The organism is Amycolatopsis anabasis, from assembly GCF_009765355.1.
Lineage (GTDB): Bacteria > Actinomycetota > Actinomycetes > Mycobacteriales > Pseudonocardiaceae > Amycolatopsis > Amycolatopsis anabasis.
Genome location: NZ_VTHK01000020.1, coordinates 111,941 through 134,223, shown reverse-complemented (window position 1 = coordinate 134,223; position 22,283 = coordinate 111,941). Strand labels below are relative to the sequence as shown.

The 22,283-nt window shown below is 71.3% G+C and carries 19 protein-coding genes; 15 read left to right on the top strand and 4 right to left on the bottom strand.

Annotation, left to right across the window (positions count from 1 at the left end):
- Nucleotides 1-131 precede the first annotated feature (131 nt).
- Nucleotides 132-1,394 carry an aromatic ring-hydroxylating oxygenase subunit alpha gene (locus FXO23_RS25770; protein WP_158888001.1) on the top strand — a complete coding sequence of 421 codons (1,263 nt, stop codon included), beginning with the start codon at nt 132-134 and terminating at the stop codon, nt 1,392-1,394.
- 6 nt (nt 1,395-1,400) lie between these two features.
- On the opposite strand, the gene FXO23_RS25765 is transcribed toward FXO23_RS25770, so the two are convergent.
- Nucleotides 1,401-2,612 carry an alpha/beta fold hydrolase gene (locus FXO23_RS25765; protein ID WP_158888000.1) on the bottom strand — a complete coding sequence of 404 codons (1,212 nt, stop codon included), beginning with the start codon at nt 2,610-2,612 and terminating at the stop codon, nt 1,401-1,403.
- An 80-nt stretch (nt 2,613-2,692) separates the two neighbouring features.
- Between FXO23_RS25765 and FXO23_RS25760 the strand changes: the two genes are divergently transcribed.
- Entirely contained in the window at nt 2,693-3,292 is a 600-nt protein-coding gene (locus FXO23_RS25760; protein ID WP_246257795.1) for a TetR/AcrR family transcriptional regulator, read from the top strand.
- On the opposite strand, the gene FXO23_RS25755 is transcribed toward FXO23_RS25760, so the two are convergent.
- Nucleotides 3,293-3,886, bottom strand: a complete 594-nt coding sequence (locus FXO23_RS25755) for a YbhB/YbcL family Raf kinase inhibitor-like protein (RefSeq protein WP_158887999.1) — start codon at nt 3,884-3,886, stop codon at nt 3,293-3,295.
- A 162-nt stretch (nt 3,887-4,048) separates the two neighbouring features.
- The gene (locus tag FXO23_RS25750; protein ID WP_158887998.1) at nt 4,049-6,928 is read right to left on the bottom strand and encodes an AfsR/SARP family transcriptional regulator; all 2,880 of its coding nucleotides are present in this window, start codon (nt 6,926-6,928) and stop codon (nt 4,049-4,051) included.
- Between the two features lie 154 nt (nt 6,929-7,082).
- On the opposite strand from FXO23_RS25750, the gene FXO23_RS25745 reads away from it, so the two are divergent.
- From FXO23_RS25745 to FXO23_RS52520, 7 genes are all read left to right on the top strand, one after another.
- A complete protein-coding gene (locus FXO23_RS25745; RefSeq protein ID WP_158887997.1) occupies nt 7,083-8,861 on the top strand; it encodes an AfsR/SARP family transcriptional regulator in 1,779 nt (592 codons plus the stop codon).
- Nucleotides 8,862-8,910: 49 nt separating this feature from the next.
- Complete coding sequence (locus FXO23_RS25740; protein ID WP_218952151.1) at nt 8,911-10,203, top strand: COG1470 family protein; 1,293 nt, start codon at nt 8,911-8,913, stop codon at nt 10,201-10,203.
- Between the two features lie 87 nt (nt 10,204-10,290).
- Complete coding sequence (locus FXO23_RS25735; RefSeq protein WP_218952150.1) at nt 10,291-10,911, top strand: response regulator transcription factor; 621 nt, start codon at nt 10,291-10,293, stop codon at nt 10,909-10,911.
- 107 nt (nt 10,912-11,018) lie between these two features.
- Nucleotides 11,019-14,123 (top strand): DUF11 domain-containing protein, encoded by a 3,105-nt coding sequence (locus tag FXO23_RS25730; protein WP_158887995.1) that lies wholly within the window; start codon nt 11,019-11,021, stop codon nt 14,121-14,123.
- The gene (locus FXO23_RS25725) at nt 14,120-14,818 is read left to right on the top strand and encodes a Pvc16 family protein (RefSeq protein ID WP_158887994.1); all 699 of its coding nucleotides are present in this window, start codon (nt 14,120-14,122) and stop codon (nt 14,816-14,818) included. Before FXO23_RS25730 ends, FXO23_RS25725 begins: the two co-directional genes overlap by 4 nt.
- Complete coding sequence (locus FXO23_RS25720) at nt 14,815-16,827, top strand: ATP-binding protein (RefSeq protein ID WP_158887993.1); 2,013 nt, start codon at nt 14,815-14,817, stop codon at nt 16,825-16,827. Before FXO23_RS25725 ends, FXO23_RS25720 begins: the two co-directional genes overlap by 4 nt.
- Nucleotides 16,828-16,830: 3 nt before the next feature.
- Nucleotides 16,831-17,970 carry an eCIS core domain-containing protein gene (locus FXO23_RS52520; RefSeq protein ID WP_158887992.1) on the top strand — a complete coding sequence of 380 codons (1,140 nt, stop codon included), beginning with the start codon at nt 16,831-16,833 and terminating at the stop codon, nt 17,968-17,970.
- Here FXO23_RS52520 and FXO23_RS25710 read toward each other — a convergent pair.
- Nucleotides 17,967-18,290 (bottom strand): hypothetical protein, encoded by a 324-nt coding sequence (locus FXO23_RS25710; protein WP_158887991.1) that lies wholly within the window; start codon nt 18,288-18,290, stop codon nt 17,967-17,969. The two genes, FXO23_RS52520 and FXO23_RS25710, sit on opposite strands and share 4 nt — an antisense overlap.
- A gap of 9 nt (nt 18,291-18,299) precedes the next feature.
- Between FXO23_RS25710 and FXO23_RS25705 the strand changes: the two genes are divergently transcribed.
- The 6 genes from FXO23_RS25705 to FXO23_RS51100 all read left to right on the top strand — a co-directional run.
- Complete coding sequence (locus FXO23_RS25705; RefSeq protein WP_158887990.1) at nt 18,300-19,241, top strand: TraB/GumN family protein; 942 nt, start codon at nt 18,300-18,302, stop codon at nt 19,239-19,241.
- A 118-nt stretch (nt 19,242-19,359) separates the two neighbouring features.
- Nucleotides 19,360-20,883 (top strand): phage tail sheath family protein, encoded by a 1,524-nt coding sequence (locus FXO23_RS25700; RefSeq protein WP_158887989.1) that lies wholly within the window; start codon nt 19,360-19,362, stop codon nt 20,881-20,883.
- Between the two features lie 21 nt (nt 20,884-20,904).
- Nucleotides 20,905-21,342: a phage tail protein gene (locus tag FXO23_RS25695; RefSeq protein WP_158887988.1), complete on the top strand. Its 438-nt coding sequence runs from the start codon at nt 20,905-20,907 to the stop codon at nt 21,340-21,342.
- The gene (locus FXO23_RS25690; RefSeq protein WP_158887987.1) at nt 21,339-21,794 is read left to right on the top strand and encodes a hypothetical protein; all 456 of its coding nucleotides are present in this window, start codon (nt 21,339-21,341) and stop codon (nt 21,792-21,794) included. The genes FXO23_RS25695 and FXO23_RS25690 overlap by 4 nt, the downstream gene beginning before the upstream one ends.
- Nucleotides 21,791-21,949 (top strand): DUF6760 family protein, encoded by a 159-nt coding sequence (locus FXO23_RS50800; RefSeq protein ID WP_179956874.1) that lies wholly within the window; start codon nt 21,791-21,793, stop codon nt 21,947-21,949. Before FXO23_RS25690 ends, FXO23_RS50800 begins: the two co-directional genes overlap by 4 nt.
- A 4-nt stretch (nt 21,950-21,953) precedes the next feature.
- Nucleotides 21,954-22,283 (top strand): hypothetical protein (locus FXO23_RS51100; RefSeq protein ID WP_218952149.1); only part of this gene is annotated, 330 nt, incomplete at its 3' end.

Below are 22,283 nucleotides of genomic sequence, written 5' to 3'. Positions count from 1 at the left end.
GGGCGCCCAACAGCTAGAAATGAGTGTGACTCATGAAGGAGCGCCCTGTCGACGTGATCGCGGAGCGAGTTCTCAGAAAGGCACTGACAGCAGCCGATCCGACTTCGAGCAATGACGGGAGCGTGGTGAGGATGTATGCGGATCTGATCGATTTCGACAAGGTCGGAACGGTCTCGGCGGACATCTTCCACTCGGAAGAGATGTATCGACGGGAGCTGAGCACGGTCTTCGCGCGCTCGTGGCTGTTCCTGGCCCACGAGTCGCAGTTGCGCACGCCCGGGGACTTCGTGACCGCGATGATGGGCGAGGACCCGATCATCGTCTCGCGACAGCGCGACGGCGGCATCCGGGCCGTGCTCAACGTGTGCCGGCACCGGGGGATGCGGGTGTGCCGGCAGGACTTCGGCAACACCAAACGGTTCACCTGTTCCTTCCACGGCTGGTCCTACGACAACGCGGGCACGCTGATCCACGTGCCGCGCGAGGCCGAGGGATACCACGACCGGCTGGACAAGTCGGGCTGGTCGCTGACACCGGTCACCCGGGTCGAGACCTATCGCGGCATGATCTTCGGCACCTGGGACGCCGAAGCCCCGGACCTGATCGACTACCTCGACACCGCCCGCCCCGCCCTGGACTCGTTCCTCGACACGCTGGGCGGGGACATCGAACTGGTCGGCCCGATGAAGTGGCGGATCGCGGGCAACTGGAAACTGCCCGCCGAAGGGCTCGGCACCGACGGCTACCACGCCGAAACCACGCACGCCTCCGCGTTGCAGGCCATCGGCGGCATGGCCGAGCCGAGGCGGATATTCCAGTACGCCAGCGCTGCCGGGCACGCCGCGGCGATGATCGATGTCGGCGTGACCCAGCAGGTCCACAGTGAAATCGGCGTGGGACCGACACCGCAAGGCGAACAGGACAACTCCACGGTCGCGCACGCCACGGTGTTTCCCAACCTCTCCTTCATCGGGTATTCCGGCCCGCTGCGGGTGTGGCAGCCCCGTGGCCCCGAAGAGATGGAAGTCTGGGGCTGGGTGGCCATCCCGGCCGGACTCGACCCGGAGACCCGGCGGCAGAAACTCACCGGCGTCACGCTGTCGTTCTCCTCGTCCGGCATCTTCGAGAGCGACGACAGCGAGAACTGGTCGGAAATCTCCGCGGTGGGCCGGGGATTCGCCGCCCGCAGCACCCCGCTGAACTACCAGATGGGCATGGGCTTCGACGACCCCACCGGCGCCGACATACCCGGATTCGACGTGCGCACCGGACACCTGTTCAACGACATCGGCGCCCGCAGTTTCTACACCCGCTGGGCCCAGCTCATGGACGGACCCGAACTGGCACTCGCACCTCCCACGCCGCCGCCGAACCTCGGCATGTCCGCCGAATGACGGTTGTCAGCGCAGCGACGGGTCGGCGAGGGCTCGGGCGGTGACCTCGGGCAGGTAGGCCGCCAGCGCGGTGATGAGGGCCCGGATGTCGTGGCGGGTTTCCGCGGTGAGCGGGGCGGTGCGGGCGACGTCGAGCTCGTTGGCGAGGGTGAGGAGCGCGAAGTCGGCGAGGTCGGTGGTGGCCAGGTCGGCGACCTCGCCGGTGAAGCGGTCGGTGAGCGGGAGCGGCGTGGCGCCGAGATGGGGGTAGGTCTTGCTCCGGTCGCAGGCGCCGTAGCGGTGGACGAGGGTTTCGGCCTCGTCGCCGATCGCCGCCCGCAGGCGGGCTCGCCGGTCGAGCGGCAGCAGCGGGTGCGGGAAGCCGTCGGTGCCGTAGATGGCGTGGCAGAGCGCGGCGAGGCGTACGCGCCGGTTCCCGCCCCAGCCCGCCACCAGCTCGTGCACGCGCCGGAGGTGGTCGAGGAGGTTCCCGCCGGGGTGCTCGACCCGTCCCGCGCCGAGATCGCGCAGAAGTGCCAGCGCGGGCCATTCGGTGGTGGCGGCCGCGATGGTCTCGGCCAGCGCCACCGGTTGGTCCCGGGCGACGAGGTGTCCGGCATCGGGGATGCGGGTGACCGTGGCGTGCGGGGCCAGGCGTAGCAACCGTTCGACGTCCTCGCCGATGACCGGCGACCCGCTGCCGCCGCGGACGAGCAGGACGGGCAGGTCGAGCTTCGCGGTGATCTGCCGCAGCCGTGGAACCTGGCCGAGGATGTCGTCGGCGAGTTCGGCGTGGACGTCGAGCAGCCCGTTGGCGGCGAGGAAGCGGCGGACCCGGTGGGGCTCGAGGTCGGGGACGACGTCCACCAGGACCAGGCCCGCCACTCGCGCCCGCACCGCCGGATCGGCCAGGGCGGCGAGGGCGGCGAGCCCGCCCAGCGAGGCGCCGACGACCACGCAGCCCGGTGGCTCGGCCCGGAGCATGGCGGCGACGTCGTCCGCGCAGGACTGGAGTGTCCGCGGCGAGCCGTCGCTGACACCGTGACCGCGCTGATCGAAGGCCACGCACCGGAACCCGGTGTCGACCAGGACGTCGATGACCGGCATCCACACCTGGCGACGCTCACCACCGGCGTGGAGCAGCAGGACGGTCGGCCCGGCGCCGACCTCGTCCCCGCGCAGGACGACCTCGTCGGGGCGAGCGATGTGCCGGGTCCGAGGGACGATGAGGTCGACCATGACCGGGCCTCCGTTACCTTGGGGTGTCAAGGTAAGAAGGTAAGGAGCATTGCCTTGGTCTGTCAAGGTAAGGTTCTGGTGTGACACATTCGCGGGTGCGCCGTTCTCCCGACGAGGCGCGGCGCCTGATCCTGGACGCCGCCGAGCGGCTGCTGGCCGAGGGCGGGGTGGCCGCCGTCGGAGTCCGGGCCATCGCCTCCCGCGTCGGCATGACCGATGCGGGGGTCAACCACCACTTCGGTACCCGGGACCGCCTGCTGGAAGCCCTGCTGCGCCACGGCGGCCGGAAGATCCGGGCCGGGGTGGAGGAGGTGCTGGATTCCTGGCTCGACCGCGGCGCCGATCTCGATGAACTGGTCGAGGCCTTGGCGGTCTTCTACCGCCGGGGCTACGGCGAGTTGGCCGTGGCGCTGCACGCCGCCGGGTGGCGGGACGAGGGAGCGGGAATGCTCGCCCCGGTCGTCGACGCGCTGCACGCCCTGCGACCGGACGCCGCCGACGTCCCGGTCGAGGACACCCGGCTCGCCGTCGCCGCGCTCCACCAGGCGCTGGCCACCGAGCCCCTGTACGGCCCGGCGTTCCGCCGCAGCGCCGGGCTCACCGGCCGGGCGGCCACCACCGCCGCCCCTCAGCTCCGCTGGTGGACCGCCCACCTCACCCGTTCGCTCGGGCTCCGCTAGCTACGATTCGCCGGTGATCCTGGCCGAGCCGATCGAGGCCGCGGCGATCGTCCGGGCGGCGGTCTGGATCGACGAGTTGGAGTTCAGGTTGGTCAGCGATTCCCGGTTGAGCGCATGGACGACGAACTCGTAGGTGTTCACCGTCGAAGGCGAGCACGGTCCCTGGTAGCCGAAGAGGTTCGCGCTTCCCCGGTAGTAGATCTGCCTGGCGCCCGCGGGGACCGAGGGCTGGTAGACGTGCTCGACGTTCTGGGGGAGCGAGGTCGCGCTCACCGGGATGTCGTAGATGATCCAGTGGAGGAGGTTGTTGTTGTCGAGATCGCGCATGACGATCGCGTAGCTCTTGGCGGCGGCCGGAGCGCCGGACCAGGCCAGGGGCGGGGACTCGTTCTTCTTGGCGGGGTCGTTGCCGCCGCCGCTGGTGCACTCGTGGACCTTGGGGATGACGCCGCCGTTGGCGAAGGCGGAGCTGGACAGGACGAACGCGTTCTGGCCTGCCGACGACGCCGGTGCGCTCGGCGAAGCGGCGGCGGGTGAGACGCCGACGGCCCAGGTGATGAGGAGGGCATAGAGCACAATTCTTGTGCTTCGCACTGGAGGCTCCCGAGGATTCTTGTGTTCCCTTTGATCCGTCCGTGAAAACGCGGCACACGTGCGGTGGAGCCAGCGTATGCTTCCTGAATCCTGGCGGCTAAGGCCACTTTTCCATGCAACAGTTTTATGTGCCGCATTGGCCTCGGTTATGGCGGCGCCGAGCTACAGGCGATCGCGGATCCGGTCGGCGTCCGCGGTGCCGAGCGGCTCGAGTATCTCCAGCGCCTCTTGCCAGCAACCGCGGGCCCGGTCCGGCTGCCCGAGTTCGGCCAGCGCCTGCCCGAGCAGTTCCAGTGCCAGGCCGCTGAACTGCGCGTGCTCGATGCGCCTGCCGGCGGTGTGGCCCAGTTCCGCGTGGTGCATCGCCTCGGTGGGGCGGCCCGTGCGCAGGTAGAGCTCGGCCAGCAGCACCTGCATGGTGGCCTGGTGCATGGTGTTCCCGGTTTTCCGGTCCAGTTGAATGGATTCCTGGTAGACACCGATCGCGTCGTCCAACCTGCCCAGTTCGGCGAGCACGTTGCCGAGCTGGTGGAGGGCGGCCCGCGCGGCGAGCCCGGTGGGACCGACCGTCTTGCTGACCCGCACCGCGTGCTCGGCCATGGCCAGCCCGATTTCGGCGTTCCCGAGGCCGAGCTGCGCGCGGGCGAGGTAGGCGAGCGTGAACAGCTTGCCCGCCCGATCGTCGATCGCCTGGTACCCGGCGAGGGCCTCGTCGAGGTCCCCGGCCGCGTCGGCGTAGCGCCCGGTTTCCACCGCGACCACCCCGGAGGCGAGCGTGCAGGTGGCGATCAGCAGGTGATCGTCGGTCTGCCTGCTGAGCCGGAGCGCGAGCAGGCGTTCCTCCTCGGCCTGGAGCAGGTGCCCGTGTTCCAGCGCCACCTTGCCGAGCACCACATGCGCCCGCGCGGCGCTGGCCGGATCCGAGGTTTCCCCGGCCCGTCGCACGATCACCCGGCCGGTCTGCTCGAGGTCCGTGCCCGCGGTGCCGCCGTCCGCGAGCAGGCCCACGACCAGCAGCAGATCGGCCGCCGGGCGCAGCGGGCAGGCGGGATTCCCGGCGGCCCGGCGGGTGGTCCCGAGCAGCACCGAACGCCGGGCGGCGACCCAGTCGTGTGCTTCCTTCGGGCAGGTGAAAGGCAATCCGGCCGCGGTGGTGGGAAAGAGCCGGTCGGCGAGCACGCTGGCCGGTTCGATGGTCCGGTAGGCGTTGCGCGCGGTCGCCAACGCGTAGTCGAGCAGCCGCGCCAGCGCGGCCGCCCGCTCGGTGTCCGGGTCCTCCGCCTCGCTGCGCTGGCGGGCATAGAGTTTCACCAGGTCGTGGAAGCGAAAATGGCGGGGTGCCGGTTCCTCCAGCAGGCTCGCGTCCACAAGGGACTCCACGAGCGGCAGGGTGGTTTCCTCGTCCAGGCCCAGGATCGAGGACGCGGCGGGCAGGGTGAACCCCACCCCGTCGACGACCGCGAGCAGCCGGAACGCCCGGCGCTGGGGCGGTTCGAGCTGGGCGTAGCCGAGATCGAAGGTCGCTTCCACGGCGAGATCGGCCACTCGCAACTCGCGCAGTCGCCGCCGCTCGCCCGCCAATCGCTCGGCCAGCGACGCGATCGTCCAGGACGGCCGGCCCGCCAGCCGGGCGCCCGCGATGCGGATCGCCAGCGGGAGGAAGCCGCAGGCGGACACCAACTCCAGCGTCGCCGCCCGTTCGGCGTCGACGCGCCACTCGCCCACCAGGCGGGCGAGCAGGGCCAGCGCCTCCTCGGCGTCCAGCACGTCCAGGTGGACCGTCCGGCCCGGCAGCCCGCCGAGCTTGGCCCGGCTGGTGATCAGCGCCGCGCTGCCCTCCCCGCCCGGCAGCAGCGGCGCGACCTGCTCGGTGTCGCGCGCGTTGTCCAGCAACACCAGCACTCTTCTTCCGTCCACAATGGACCGGTACAGGGCCGCCCGCTCGCCGGTGTCCGCCGGGATCTTGGGCCGCGGCACGCCGAGCGCGTGCAGGAACCCGGCGAGTACCACGGCCGGGGCCGCGGGCTCGGTGCCGGCGCCGCCGAGATCGACGTACAGCTGCCCGTCCGGGAACCCCGTCCGCACCGCGTGCGCCACGTGCACGGCCAGTGCGGTCTTGCCCACTCCGCCGGTCCCGGTCACCCCGGAAACGACGACCGGTGACCCGGCGGTGAGCGCCGCGCGCAAGGTCTCGGCCTGCCGGATGCGCCCGGTGAAATCGGTGATGTCGGCGGGCAGCTGCGCCGGTACCGCGGCGGGTGGCGATTCGCGTGTACTGCCCGGTTCCGGTTCGGCGAGCAGCCGGGCGTGCAGCGCGCGCAACTCCTCGCCGGGCTCGCAGCCCAGCTCGCGATCCAGGACGCGCGACAGGTCGGCGTAGACACCGAGCGCCTCCGCCCGCCGGCCACCGCCGTGCAACGCCCGCATCAGCAGGCCGTGCCAGTGCTGCTGCAACGGGTGCCGGTGCACCAGATCGGTCAGTTCCGCGGCGGCCTCGGCGTGCCTGCCCAGCGCCAGGTCGATCTCCAGCCGGTCTTCCACCACGGCGAGCCGTTGCTCGGTCAGCCGGGCCCGCTGCGCCCGCGCGAACGGGCCGGGAAGCCCGGCCAACGGCTCGTCCCGCCACAACTCGAGTGCGCCGAGCAGGGCCGTCCTGGCTTCCGCCAGATCGCCGGAGGCCCGCGCGATATCCGCTTCGGCGAGCCGCCGCTCGAAATCCCCGAGATCGGTGGCCAGACCGGCGGCGAGCTGGTATCCGCCGCTGACCGAGGTGACGACCCGATCCCGGTCCCGGCGGCCGAAAGCGGCGCGCAGCCGGCCGATATAGGTGCGCAGTGCCGCCACCGCCTGGTTCGGCGGCGTCTCGCCCCACAGCCCGTCGACCAGTTCGCCGATCGACACCGCCGCGCCGTCGCGCAGGACGAGCATCGCGAGCACGGCCCGCTGCTGCGGGGAACCGAGCGGGATCTCGGCCGTGCCCTGCCACGCCCGGAGCGGGCCGAGTACCCCGAGACGCAACTCTCCGCCCGAACCGTCTGCCACCAGTCCAGCCTGCCGAGTTCGTTCCGGCGGCGCGCCGGGCACGTGTGTGAGTTTTCCGACTGCGAATGGATGTATCAGGGGGCAGGTACCACCCGACTTACTAGTAGCCGGGTGGCTACACGGCGTTCGTCGTGCTCGGGCAAGGGGGATTGGGATGGGCGCCAGCGGACTCCGGTTCGCCGTCCTGGGCACGGTGCGCGGCTGGCAGCACAACCGGCCGCTGGACATCGGGCCGCCGAAGCGGCAGGCGGTGCTCGCCGCGTTGCTGCTGCGTGGCGGGCAGGTCGCGACCGCGTCGGAGCTGGTCGACGCGGTGTGGGGCGAGCGGCCACCGGCGCGGGCGCTGACTTCGTTGCGCACCTATGTCCTCGGCTTGCGGACCACGCTCGAACCGGACCGCCCGGCGCGGGCGCCCGCGCGGGTGCTGCTGTCGGTCGGGGACGGCTATTCGCTGCCGTTGGGCGGGAACGTGCTCGACGCCGATCTCGCCGAGGCGAGGTTCGCGGCGGCGGAGCGGGCGCGCCGCGCGGGCGACGCGGCCAACGCGCGTGACCTGCTCGGTTCCGGCCTGGCGTTGTGGGCGGGCGATCCGCTGGCCGGAGTGCCGGGCCCGTATGCCGCGCGGCAGCGCGCCCGGCTCGCGGAACGGCGGGTCGCGTTGCTGGAGACCCGGTTCCAGCTCGACCTGGAACTGGGCAGGCATGCCGAGATCCTGCCCGAACTGCGGACGCTGACCCTGGAACAGCCGTTGCGGGAAGGGCTGCGCGGGCAGCTGATGACCGCGTTGTACCGCTGCGGCAGGCTCGCGGAGGCGCTGGCGGTCTATGTCGACACCCGGCGGACCCTGGTCCGGGAACTGGGCGTCGAGCCCGGCCCGGACCTGGTGGCGCTGCACCACCGCATCCTCACCGGTGAGTTGCCCGCGCGTGCGGTGCGGCCCTCGGTCGTCGCACGACTTCCCCGGCGCGCCCGGTTGCCCGCCGATCTGCCCGATTTCACCGGCCGTGCCGGGATTGCCGCGCAACTGGTGGAACGCCTGTGCGCCGGTGCCGGGAACGCGGTGGCGATCACCGCGATCTCCGGGATGGCCGGGGTCGGCAAGACGGCGCTCGCCGTGCATGTCGCGCACCTGGTGCGGGACGAGTTCCCGGACGGTCAGCTCTACGCCGACCTGTGCGGTGCGGAACCCGCCCGGATTGTGCGTGATTTCCTGCTGGCACTGGGGATTTCCACCGACCGGATCCCGGGGACGCTGGATCAGCGGGCCGCGCTGCTGCGGACCGCGCTCGCCGGGAAGCGGGTACTCGTGGTACTTGACAACGCCCACGACGCCGAGCAGGTCCGCCCGTTGCTGCCCGGCACCCCGGGCTGTGCCGTGCTGATCGCCGGGCGCACCCCGCTGACCACCCTGCCCGGCGTCACGACCTGCCGGCTCGAGGTGCCCGGTCCGGCCGAGTCGCTCGCCCTGTTCAGCCGGATCGTCGGCCGGGACCGGGTGGCGGCCGAGCCCGAGGCCGCGCTGTCGGTGGTGGCGGAATGCGGGCACCTGCCGCTCACCGTCCGCGAAGTGGCGCAACGGCTGGCCGGGCAACCGCACAAACGCCTCGCGTCGGCCGCCGGGTGTCTCCACGAAGACCCGGGCCTTGCCGCCTCGGTCGCCGGATTCCGGCTGGGGAGCGAGCAGTTGAGCGGGGAACAGGCCAGGGCGCTTCGGTTGCTGGCCGCGTCCGCGGCACCCGATCTTCCGCTCGCCGCGGTCGCCGGGATCCTGCACCGGCCGGAGGAGATCGCCGAGGAGCTGGCCGAATCGCTGGTCAACCTCAACCTGCTCACCTCGCCCGCGCCCGGCCGCTATGGTTGCCAGGACGTGGTCCGATTGTTCGCGACGACCATGGGAGAGGGTCGGCGGGGAACCTGTTCGGGGCCGCGATGATGCCCCGCGGTCCCTCGAACCGCGCCGCCCGCGTGCCTACCGTGGCCTGGTGGTCACTTCAGCAAACCTCGCGTTGGGCGCGCCCGTCATCACCCCCGGGGAGACCGGCACCATCACGGTGACCGTGTTCAACAGCACGGATATCGTCGAGGCCTACACCTTCGAGATCCTCGGTGCGCTCGCGCCGTGGGCGGTCGTGGAGCCCGCGCGGATTTCGCTGTACCCCGGCACTTCCGGCAACGTCGTGGTGTCCCTCCAGCCACCGCGGTCGCCGGAGGTGCCGGTCGGGCAGGTGCCGGTGGGGGTCCGGGTGCTGCCCGCCGAGCATCCGGAGAACACCGTGGTGCTCGAAGAAACCGTGGTGATCGCGCCCTATCTCGACGCCGGGGCCGAGCTGGTGCCGCAGGCCAAGGCGGGCAGGCGAAGCGCCCGCTACGCGATCCGGCTGGACAACCGCGGCAACGATGCGGCCGCGCTGGCGGTGGACGGCGTGCAGGGCAGCGACGATCTCACGCTGACCACCCGGCCCGGCATGCTGACCCTGCCGCCCGGCCAGGCCACCGAGTCCGAGCTGACCGTCCGCGCGCACAAGCTGCTCTGGTTCGGCAAACCGGTGACCAAACCGTTCCAGGTCAGGGTGAACCGCCGGGGCGAGGACGACACCGCGATCCCCGACGCGCCGCCCGCGATCGTGCTGGACGGTACGTTCACCCAGCGCCCGGTGCTGCCGCGCTGGCTGCTGGCGTTGCTCGGGCTGCTGCTGGCCTTGCTCGCGTTGTGGTTCGGGCTGGTGCGGCCCGCGGTCAACTCGGCGGCCCGGCAGGCGGTGGACGACAAGACGAACCAGATCGCCGAGGCGGGCGGGCTCAGCCCGGGGCAAGGCGGAAATCCCGGGAAACAGCAAGGAAAAGGCGGACCCGGCCAGCAGACGGGAACCGGGCAGGATGGCCAGAACAACCCGGATGGCCCCAATTCGGGCGGGGATCGCCAGCAGTTCGACACCAACATCCAGGTCCAGACCAATCCGGGGCAGACCGGGACGAATGCCTACACCGTGCCGGACGGCAAGGTGTTCCGCGTCACCGACATGCTGCTGTCGAACTTCCAGGGCGACGAAGGCCGCGTCACGATCAAACTCGGGGACCGGACGATCGCGACCATCGCGCTGGAGACCTTCCGCAATCAGGACTACCACTGGGTCACCCCGGTCGACATCGACCAGAAGGCCACCGCATCGGTCACCGTGACCTGCACGAAGACCGGTGTGCCGCCGAGCGGCGCGCCCGCGCCCAACTGCACCGAACTGGTGACGGTGAACGGATTCCTCGTCAACAAGGGCTGAGTTCGCAGGCACGTTTATCGATCCTTGATTCCCGCTGGTGATGCTGCTTCGGCTCAGTAGGGGAGCGAATCGAAGGATGCGATGCGGATGTCTCGAGTGACGGTTGCGGTACATGCGGAAGATGTGGTTTCCCGGGCGGGGGTGGCCGCGCTGTTGCGGCACCGGGCCGAGGTTGAACTGGTCAGCGAGAAGCGGGGGGCGGCAGAGGTCACCGTGGTGGTGATCGATCAGCTGGACGACAGCAGCGAGCAGAGGTTGCGGGTGCTGCAGTCCGGGCGGGCGACCAGGATTGTGTTGCTGGTGCGGCAGATCGAGACGCACCGGCTGACCACCGCGATCGAACGCGGCGTGGTGGGTTTGTTGTTGCGGGCCGAGGCGGGGGAGGATTCCCTGTCGCGCGCGGTTTTGGCGGCGGCGTCGGGTAAGGGCAGTATGTCCGGCGATCTGCTCAGCCGGTTGTTCGAGCAGGTGAGCCGGTTGCAGCGGCAGGCGGATACCGGTCAGGCGGTGGGGTTCTCCCATCTCACCGCGCGTGAGCAGGACGTGCTGCGGCTGGTCGCGGACGGGTTCGACACCCACGAGATCGCGGCGAAGTTGTCGTATTCCGAGCGCACGGTGAAGAAGTGCTTGTACGAGCTGAATTCCCGGTTGCAGTTGAAGAACCGGGCGCACGCCGTGGGGTATGCAATGCGGCACGGGCTGATCTGACCCGGTGCCCGAAAGGCTCCCGGTGTGCCCGCGAAGGGGACCGCGGCGGCACTGCGGCGGCCGGGGCAGGCGGGAAAGGATGGGTCGGATACCCGGGGAGGCAAGCAGTGAGTCGGAGCTGGCGCGGCAGGTCGGCGTTGTTGAGCGCGGTCGTGCTGATCATCGCCGCGGTCTGCGCGGTGCTCGTGGCCGCGCCGAAGGACCCGCCCGCCAGGGCGGACGAGAGCCCGGGGGCCGCCGGCCAGGGCCGGATCGCGTTCGCGGGCACCCGGCACATCAGCCTCGGCGCGGCCGCCGCACCGGAGCTGGGCGACCAGGCGAAAACGGCGCCGTTCTTCGGCGGCGGCCCGGCTCATCTGGACTCCGAGGGCAACGCCCGCGGCGGGCAGCTGGTGTTCACCAGCCTGCGCGATGAGCCCCGGCCGCAGGTGTACCTGCGTACCGCCGACGGTCAGCTGCGGCGGCTGACCACCGGCCTCGACGCGAGCCACCCCGCGCTCTCGCCGGACGGCAGGACAGTCGCTTTCGCCTCGTCCGAGGGAGCCCGGCACACGCTGTGGCTGGTCGGCGCGGACGGCGGGGGCCTGCGCAAACTGACCCGCAGCGCGACCGCCGACGAGCAGTGGCCGACCTGGTCCCCGGACGGTGGCCGGCTCGCGTTCAGCAGCAACGCCGAACTCGGCCGCGGACGGCAGATCTACCACCTGGAACTGGCCACGGGCGCGGTCGGCCGGGTCACCGACGAGCGCGCGGGCGACGCGATCCAGCCGTCCTGGAATCCCGTGCACGGCACCGTGCTCGCGTACGTCGTCGACACCGACCACGACGACGGCACGACCGAGGACCAGAAGGCGCACATCGTCAACGTCGACGGCAGCGGGGACCGGCTGCTGGTCGGCGGGGGCCACGACGACTGGCAGAGCCGCCAGCCTTCCTGGAAACCGGACGGCGAAGCGGTGCTCTTCCTCAGCAGGTACTGCCTGTGCGGATCGCCCAAGTTCGATCAGGTGTACCAGCAGCCCACTCCGGGCGCGGTCCCGTCCGGGCCGCCGCAGTTGTTGCTCGCCGAGGATCGGCAGGTCAGCTTCCCCACCTGGCTGACCGGGCCGGACCGGCTGGTGGTCACCCGGCTGACCGCAGCCGACCGGGTCACCGCGGATCTGCAGGACGTCCGGCCGGACGGGGCGGATCCACGGGATCTGGGCGTCTCGGTGCTGCGGGAGGATCCGGAGGCAGCGACCGATGCGCGCCGGTTGTTCCGGCCGGGCGCCGGGTTCGATCCGTGGATGGAGCGCCAGTCGTATTCCCCGGACGGCCGGAGAATCGCCTTCACCCGGTTCGAGGACGCACCGGGCGGCGCCCGGATCGAGCGGATCTGGCTGGCCGACGCCGACGGCGGGAACCCGCGGCCGATGCCGCTGGCCGACCGGCGGCAGGGCGACTGGGAGTTCGACCCGGTGTGGTCACCGGACGGCACCAGGATCGCGCTGTCCCGCCGGTCGCCGGGCGGGTTCCCCCCGACCGGCGGCGGCCCGAGCCGGATCGTGGTGGCCGAGGTGGCCACCGGCCGGGTCGTGCACGCGCTGGCCCCGCCACCCGGACTCGAGGGGCAGAACGACACCCAGCCCGCGTTCTCGGCGGACGGCCGGACCCTGGCGTTCACCCGGGGCACCATCGCCGACGGAGAGACCGGCGAGGTCCGCCGCGGCCGGATCTGGACGGTGGACACGGCGGCCTTCACCGCCCAGCGCGATCTGTCCGCGGTGGTCTGCGGGTGGGACTGCCCGGTCACCGATGACAGCGCGGTGTTCTCCCCGGACGGCCGCACGATCGTGTTCAACCGCGAATCCGACGGCCTGCTGCAGGCCGGGGTCGACGGTTCCGGTTGCCGGGTGCTGCTGCCGCGGGGCGCGTCCTGCGCGGGCCCGGTCGGCCCACCGCCCACCGAGCCGTACCAGCCGCGGGACGCGTCGTTCTCCCCGGACGGCGGGAAACTCGTCCTCTCCGCCCGGCACGAGGGGGCCGCGACCACGCCGGAACACCTGAGAATCCTGGACCTGGCGAGCGGCAAGCTGGAGAACTTCACGCTTTCGCTGCGGGGCAGGCAGAAGGAACCCACCTGGCAACGCTCGGTGGATCTGCGCACCGAGCTCACCGGCGCGCCGCCACCCGCGGTGGTCGGCACGCCGACCAGGACGACGCTGACGGTGACCAATGCCGGACCGGCACCGTCGCCGGGCACCACGGTGACCTTCGCGCCGGGGTCCGGGCTCCGGCTGACCGGGGTGAGCGGCGACCGCGGTTCCTGCGTGCCCGCCGAACTCCGCTGCGATCTCGGCGTGCTGGAACCGGGGGTACCGGTGCGGATCGCGGTGGACGTGGTCGGCGACACGCCGGGTACCCGGGACCTGTCCTGGTCGGTGTCCGGAGCGGTGCTCGACGCCGATCCCGGCAACAACTTCGCCTCGTCCCAGGTGTCCACAGTAGACAAGCCGGAGCCGCCGGGCACGCCTCCGCCACCACCGCCCGCTCCACCGTCGCCACCCGCTCCACCGTCGCCACCGCCGTTGCCCGGTCCGGGGCTTCGGGTGAGCGTCGCTCCGGATCCGTCCTATGTGGGCGGACGGGCCATCGCGACCTATCAGGTCCGCAACTCCGGTGGACAGCAGGCGACCGGGATCCGGGTGTCGCTGGTGCTGCCCGCCGGGGTGCCGGTGACCGCGGTACCGGCGGGCTGCCCCGGCGGCCAGTGCTATCTCGGTGACCTTCCGCCGGGCGGCACCGCGGTGCTCCAGGTGGTGTTCGCGCCGAACGCGGCGGTGGACACCCAGGTGGCGGGGGTGCTCGCCACCAGCGGCCCGGACGCCGACCCGAGCGACAACACCGCCAGCGCGCGGCTGCGGGTGCTGCAACCGAAGATCGTCGCGGTGCCGCCGATCGGCCCGCCCGGATTCGTGACCTCGGTGCGCGGCACCGATTTCCCGCCCGGCGGACCGGTCACGCTGAACTGGTCGCCCGGGATCACCGCCGGCGCGGCCCCGGCGGTGCCCCGCCGCGACGGCAGTTTCGCCGCGCAGCTGCTGATCCTGCCCAAGGACCAGCTCGGCCCGCGCACGATCACCGCGAGCGGCGGCGGTTTCTCGCCGGTGACCACACCGTTCCTGGTGATCGCGCCCTCGGTGGGACCGCCGAACTTCGTGGAGCGCCGATGATTCACGAGGTGGACGAGGCGCTCCGCGCGCTGATCACCGACGGCGCCTGGCTCGGCTCGCAGATCGAGGTGGTCTTCGACGCCCCGACCAGGGACTGGGCGGCGCGGCGCAACGCGCCCACGATCAACGTGTTCCTCTACGACGTCCGGGAGGACCTGGCCCGGCGCGGTTCCGGCCGGATGGAGGAACACGACGAGCAGGGCGAGTTGCTCGGCTGGCGCCCGCCGCCGCGCTGGTACCACCTGTCCTACCTGGTCACGGCCTGGACCAGCCGGGCGCCGGACGAGCACCGGCTGCTGTCCGCGCTCCTGGCGCGCTTCGGGACGACGGAGCTGCTGCCGCGCCGCACCCTCGGCGGTTCGCTCGCGGAGACCGGGCTCAACCTGCCGCTGCAGGCGGCCCGCCCGCTCGGCGAAGGCAGGTCGTTGTCCGAGCTGTGGTCGGCGCTGGGTGGCGAGCTGAAGCCTTCGATCGATCTGCTGGTCACCGCGCCGCAGCTGGGCGAGCTGACCCCGGTCGGTGCCGCGGTCACCGACGGCCTGGTGCTGAGCACGGAGGCGCCGTTTCACGCGGACGCGGACGCCGAACAGCGGCGCCTGCGGTACCCGGAACCGGCCACCAGCGGTCCGTACGGCGATGCCCCCGAGTTCGGCGCGCACCGGCCACGGACCCGCCGCAGGATGGGGGAACGGTGACCGAACATCTGGCCGCCGGGCTCGCCGCGATCGAGCGCCGGGTCCGCCGCGCGGTCGCCGCGCGGCGGGCGAACGATCCCACTCCGGACGATCCCTACCGCGGGCTCTACCTCACCCCGGAAGCGGTCGAGGCCATTCTCGAGGACCCGGCGCGGATCCCCGCCCCGGACCCGATCGGCGGGGACCAGCCGGTGCTCCCGGAACTCGCGGACGCCTTCGGACTGACCGCGCTGGACGTGGAGATCCTGCTGATCGCGCTGGCGCCGGACCTCGACGCCCGCTTCGAGCGGCTGTACGGGTACCTCAACGACGACGTGACCCGGCGTAGACCCACCATCGGCCTCGCCTTGGAGCTGTGCGGGGTGCCGCCGTACTCGCCCGCCGGGCGCGCCCGGTTCGCCGCGGTGGAACCGTTGTGCGCCAGCGGCTTGCTGGTCGTGGCGGAACCGGAGCGGCCGCTGCTGTCCCGGACCGTCCGGGTCCCGGACCGGGTGACGGCGCACCTGCTCGGGGACCCGGCGCCGGATCCCCTGCTGCGCGGCGCGGCCAGGATCGCCACCGGGGAGGTGACCGCCGCGCGGGCGGGCCAGGTGGCGCGGGCGATCGAGGCAGGCGTGCGGCTGCTGCACCTCCGGCAACTCGGCGGCGCCTCGGGGGCGGACCTGGCCAGGGCCGCGCTGGCGGAAACCGGCCGGTCCGCGGTACTGGTCGAGTTGCCCGCGCTGGCCGAGGCGGAGGAACCGCGGGCCGTGCTGACCGCGATCGGCCGGGAGGCGGGTCTGCGCGGCGCCGGGGTGGTGGCGGGCCCGGTGGAGGCGCTGGCCGACCCGCGACAGCGCGGCGTGCTGCGCGCGTTGACCGGGCTGGCGACCCGGGTGCCGGTGCTGTGCTACGGCGACCGGCCGTGGCATCCGGACTGGCCGGGCGGTTCGCCGCCGCACCTGACCACCGAACCCGCCGCGACCACGGATCGGGCCCGGACCTGGCGCGAGGCGGTGCGCGAAACCGGTTTCCCGGTGTCCGAACTGGACACGTCGGAGGCGGAGGCGGCGCTCGCCCCGTACACCTTGACCCCGGCCCAGCTCGCCGGATCGGCCCGTGCGGCGGCCGGGTTCGCGGTGCTCGACGGCGGCACGCTCACCGTCGAACACCTGCGCGCCGGGGTGCGCGCGCAGAACGGCGCCGGGCTGGCCCGGCTGGCGCGGCGCATCGAACCGGCCGTCGGCTGGCCGGATCTGGTGCTGCCCGGCGAGCACCTCGACCAGTTGCGCGAACTGGTGCTGCGGGCCCGGCACCGGGATCGGGTGCTCGGCCGCTGGCGGATGCGGCCGGGCGGGGGCCGCGGCACCGGTGTGCTGGCGTTGTTCGCGGGCGAATCGGGGACCGGCAAGACGATGTCCGCCGAGGTGGTGGCCGCCGAGCTGGGCCTGGACCTGTACGTGGTGGACCTGGCGACCGTGGTGGACAAGTACATCGGCGAGACCGAGAAGAACCTGGACCGGATCTTCACCGAGGCGGCCGGGGTGAACGGGCTGCTGCTGTTCGACGAGGCCGACGCGCTGTTCGGCAAACGCACCGAGGTCAAGGACTCGCACGACCGAAACGCCAATCTGGAGTCGGCGTTCCTGCTGCAGCGGATGGAGTCCTTCGACGGGATCGCGGTGCTCACCACGAACCTGCGGTCGAACCTGGACGAGGCGTTCACCCGCAGGCTGGACGTGGTGGTCGATTTCCCGGTGCCGGACGCCGACCAGCGGCTCGCGTTGTGGGACCGCTGCCTCGGCCCGGAGCTACCTCGTTCGTCCGATGTGGACCTCGCGTTCTGCGCGAAGTCGTTCGAGCTGGCCGGTGGCTCGATCCGCGCCTGCGCGGTGACCGCCGCCTATCTCGCGGCCGAGGCGGATCGCCCGGTGGCGATGGCCGATCTGATCGCCGCGGTCCGGCGCGAGTACCGCAAGCTCGGCCGGCTGCTGCTGGACAGCGAGTTCGGTGACTGGCTGGAGGGTTAGCCGATGCACGAGAAGGAACAGGCGGAGTCCACGGACCGGGTCGCGGCGAGCACGCCGGTCGCCGCGGAAGTTCCGCCCGCACAGGCCCGGATGCTGGAGCTGCAGCGGACGGTCGGCAACGCGGCCGTCGTGCAGCGGTCGGCTGTGCACGAGGCGCTTTCCGCGCCGGGCAGCCCGCTGGACGACCGGGTGCGGACCGAGATGGAATCGCGCCTGGGCGCGGATTTCTCCGATGTCCGGGTGCACACCGACGACAGCGCGGACCGGGCCGCCGCGTCGGTCGAGGCGCACGCGTTCACCTCGGGTTCGCACATCGTCTTCCAGCGCGGGCGGTACGACACCGGTTCGCATGCGGGAAAGAAGATGCTGGCGCACGAGCTGACCCACGTCGTGCAGCAGCGGTCGGGCCCGGTGTCCGGTACCGACGCCGGGGACGGGCTGAAGGTCTCCGATCCGGCCGACACCTTCGAACGCGCTGCCGAGGAGAACGCCGAACGCGTGATGCAGCGAAGCGTGCAGGAGCACACGGATACCCGCACGCGCGCCCCGGGCACCGGCGATGGTTCGATCCAGCGGGTCGGTCCGCTGAAACGGCTCGGTTACGCACTGGGCAGGGGCAGCGATGCCACCCTCGCCCAGGCGCAGGGACAGCTCCCGACCAGCCCGCTGGGCAACTTCCGCACGGTCGGGGTGAACGCGCTGGGCAACGACCTGCAGCACGTGCTCTCCTGGGACCCGCCCGGCGCGGATGCGGGGGAAGTGCTCACCCGCGAGCACGTGTGGTGGGACGGTGACGCGACCCTGGCCCCCTATCTCGGCCAGGAGTTCGCGGAATACGCCAACCAGGGAGAGCATTACGGCATGTCCCCGGTGCCCGCGTCGTCCGGCGGCAACACCGACACCCACGCGCTGCTGGGGCCGCTGCAGGGCGCCGGGGTCTTCACCGTGCAGAACGAGATCACGCTGACCCTGAGACAGGCTTACGAATACTCCACGGACGGTGGAGCCACCTGGCACGAAGTACCCGGCGCGCGATTCACCATCGTCCGCCGGGTGCGCCGAGTGGGCGACAGGATCGAGGCGAAACTGTACAAATACGACCAGCAGGGCAGGCGTCTCGGCACGGTGACCCATGTTTTCTAGGCGGCACTGTGCATTCTCATGAAACCAAGCCGGTTCGGGACGCCACCGAACCACGAATTCACCGTACTCCCGCCGTGCCGACCGCTCATCCATTGCTCGCCCTGCAAAGCGAGGCGGGGAACGCGGCCGTCGTCCAGCGGTTCGCTGGGGCGACCGCGGATGAACGACGCCCGGTTCAGCGCGCGGTCGAGGATGCCGTCGAGCCTCCGGCGGGACCTTCGCTGAAGGTCAAGTTCGCCCACGGGGAGTGGTATCGATTGCCTTTCCGCGGCCCGGTCGCCGAGTGGGACGAGATGCGCAGAGGTGTCCTGCACGATCACCCGGCTATCGTGAACGACCCGCATGTGCGTTTCAACCACCAGCGGAAAGCGGTCGAGGTCGACTACGACGAGACGACCCTGAACGACATCTACCCATTTCTGGTCTACTACCTGAAAGAGCGGGCGAAAAAGGAACTCGGCGACACCACGGCGGCGAAGCCGCTCGAGCAGCTCGGCTCCGGCACACCGAGGACGGCCGGGTATTGGGCGAGGCAACGGGAGCGCGTCGATGCCTTGGGCCGGGCCGCGGTCGAGGCGGCCAACCAGGTCACCGCCGAGCCCGCCGACTACCAGACGGTGCGCACGCGGGAGGAGCTGGGCGATCTGGTGGAGGCGGAGCAGGGCTTCGCCATCGGGGAGAATCACAAGGAGTACCGGGTCTGGCGGTTCCTGGTGGACAACCTCGAGTACGCGAAGGGGCGCGGCCTGGCGACGCTCTACCTGGAACCGATTCGCCGGGACGGCTATCAGGACGTGGTGGACGAATACCTGGCGTCCGCGGCCGGTGCGGAGATGCCGCCCACGTTGGCCACGTTCTGCGGGCGCTACCGCGCCAACGTCAACCACGACGGCCTCCGGGAACTCCTGGTCGAGGCCAAGAGGCTCGGCATCCGCGTGCAGGGTGTGGACGCGTATCCCGCCCGGCGGCAGCCGTACCAGGGCCCCAGCGCTTCGATGCGGGAGTGGCGGCAGCACCACAAGCGGGCCGCGATGATGAACGTGTACGCCAAGCACATCGTGGAAACCGACCAGGAGACCAACCCCGGGAAGTACGCGATGGTGCTCGGCGACGCACATGTCGACCGCCACCGCTTCACCGGCGACCGGGCCGAGCTGACCGACGAACCCGAGTATCTCCTCGACCTTCCGGACGAGGTACCGGGAACCGCGCAGTACCTGGGCATCCCGGCGGTCCGGATCGCCGAACCCGAAGCCGCCGCGGAGGACTGAGCCCGGTGTCCGTTCGGGCATCGGGAGTGCCCTCGACCGGAGACTCCGGCCCTGTCGCCGTGGCCGGGAACCGGCGAAAGTGGACGGTGGCTGACCTTGTCGCAGGTAAGGAGCGAGAATGCCGACGTATCTCTCCCCAGGTGTCTACGTGGAGGAGGTCCAGGGCGGAGCCCGGCCGATCGAAGGCGTCGGCACCGCCGTCGCCGCGTTCGTCGGGTTCGCCGAGCGGGGGCCGTTCCACGAACCGACCTTGGTGACGAGCTGGAACGCTTATGTCGCCGCGTTCGGCGGGTTCGTCGCGGACACCTATCTGGCCCAGTCCGTCTACGGCTATTTCGCCAACGGGGGCGGATCGGCGTACGTGGTCCGGATCGGGAACACGTCCATGGAGAACGGGTCCGCGGCGCCCGCGGCCGAACCCGCCGCGCTGGGCGGGCTTCGCGTCGCCGCGCTGCCCTCGGCGGGCGGTGACGTCTCCGTCGAGGTCGCCGACGCGGACGGGGAGAACCCGCCGGAGGACCGGTTCAAGCTCCTGGTCAAACAGGGCGACAAGGTGGTCGAGACGTTCGACGTGTCCACCAGGAAGAACGTCAAGAACTACGTGGTGACCCAGATCCGGGAGCGGTCGAAGCTGATCACCGCGACCGAGGCGCAGGGCGGCGCGCTCGCCAGGCCGGAGAACCAGGCGGTGACGCTGCCCGCCCCGGCGCCCGCGCCGAACATCCCGGCCAGGCTCGCCACCGAGGAGTACGTGGGTGATCTGGACGAGCGCACCGGTCTCGGCGGCCTGGAGGCCATCGACGAGATCACCATGGTCGCGGTGCCCGACCTGATGAGCGCGTTCGGAAAAGGACTCATCGACGCCGAGGGCGTCAAGGCGGTGCAGATGGCGATCATCTCGCACTGCGAGCAGATGGGCGACCGGGTCGCGGTGCTGGACCCGCCGCCGGGGCTGACCGCGCAGCAGGTGCGGAAGTGGCGCCAGCACGAGGCGGGCTACGACTCCAAGTTCGCCGCGCTCTACTACCCGTGGATCAAGGCGTTCGACCCGGCGACCGGCACGAACACCTTCGTGCCGCCGAGCGGGCACGTCGCGGGGGTGTGGGCGCGCACCGACGTCGAGCGCGGAGTGCACAAGGCGCCCGCCAACGAGGTCATCCGCGGTGCGATCGACCTGCAGACCGGGCTCACCAAGGGCGAGCAGGACCTGCTCAACCCGATCGGCGTGAACTGCATCCGGGCCTTCCCCGGCCGCGGGATCCGGATCTGGGGCGCCCGCACGCTCTCCTCCGACCCGGCGTGGCGCTACCTCAACGTGCGGCGGCTGTTCAACTACCTGGAAGAGTCCATTCTGGTGGGCACCCAGTGGGTGGTCTTCGAACCGAACGACGACCGGTTGTGGTCCAGCATCCGGCGGAACATCACCGGTTTTCTCACCGAGGAATGGCGGCGTGGCGCGCTGTTCGGCCGCACCGCGGACGAGTCGTTCTACGTCAAATGCGACGCCGAGACCAACCCGGCGGAATCCATCGACGCCGGCCAGGTGGTGTGCGAAATCGGTGTCGCACCGGTGAAACCGGCCGAGTTCGTCATCTTCCGGCTGTCCCAGTTCTCCGACAGCACAAGCTTGGTCAGCGAATAACCGGGAAAGGTGTAGAAAACGATGGCGCAGGGAGACGCACTCTCCACCCACATCTTCGGGCTGCAGCTCGGCGGCTACGAGGTCGAGTCCATCCAGGAGGTCAGCGGGCTGACCGTGGAAGAGGACGTGGTGGAGGTGAAACAGGTCGTGGACGGCAAGCTGGTGATCCGGAAGCAGCCCGGTGCGCGCAAGGGCGGCGAGGTGACCATCACGCGCGGGCTGGACCAGAGCAGCGAGTTCACCAAGTGGATCACCGAGACGTTGAACAAGGGTGCGGTCGAATCGGCCCGGCAGAACATCACCATCGAGATCAAGCAGGCGGACGGTTCGACCGTGCGGCGGATGCAGCTCATGCAGGGCTGGGCGAGCAAGTGGGAGGGCCCCTCGTTCAAGGCCGGTGAGTCCAGTGCGGCGACCGAGAAGGTGACCATCACCTTCGAGGAGATCTCAGTCGAATGAGGCGTCGTGCGGTGAGCGCGCCCGCGGCACCGGTCGAGGAAGCGGGCGCGCCGGTGGAAGGCCCCGCCGCGCAGCGGGAGAGCCTGCGCACCGAGTTCGAGTTCGAGTTGCCGCGCGGGTACGTCGACGCCGACGGGGTCACCCACCGGTCCGGTGCGATGCGCCTGGCCACCGCGCGCGACGAACTGCGGCCGCTGATCGACCTGCGGGTCAAGGAGAATCCGGCGTACCTCAGTGTGGTGCTGCTCAGCCAGGTGATCACCAGGCTGGGCACCCTCACCGATATCCACGCCGGGCTGGTCGAGCAGATGTTCGCCTCGGATATCGCGTTCCTGCAGGACTTCTACCGCCGGATCAACAGCGAGGGGCACACCAGGGCGGCGGTGACCTGCCCGTCGTGCAGCACGGCGTTCGAGGTGGACATCGCCGGTGATCGCCTGGGGGAATCGTGACGTACGCGCCCGACCGGCTCCACCAGGAGGTCGCGTACGTCGCGTACCACTTCCACTGGTCCCGCGACGAGATCCTGGACCTGGAACACCACGAGCGGATTCGCTGGGTGGAGCAGATCGCCGGGATCAACACCCGGATCAACGAGGGCGGGTGACGCGGTGGGTCTGCTGGACCGAATTCGCCGTCGCCGCGTCCCGGCTCCGCCCCCGGAGCCAGCCGACGCGCCGCCGGTGCCCGACGGCGGGTGGCGCGCGGCCGGGTCGTTGCGCCCGGTCGTGCGGCGGGTGGCCACGGTGTCGGATCCACTCGGGTTCCGCGATGGCCTCGCCGCCTGGCAGAACCCGTCCTTCCGGGGCGAAATGGGGCACGCGGTCAGCCGGACCGCGCCGACCGGCGTCGTCAGCGGCCTGGTCCGCCCCCGAACGCTCGGCCCCGGCGCCGCCCCGCCGGTCGTGCACCGAGTCCCGGCAGAACCCCCACCGCGAGTC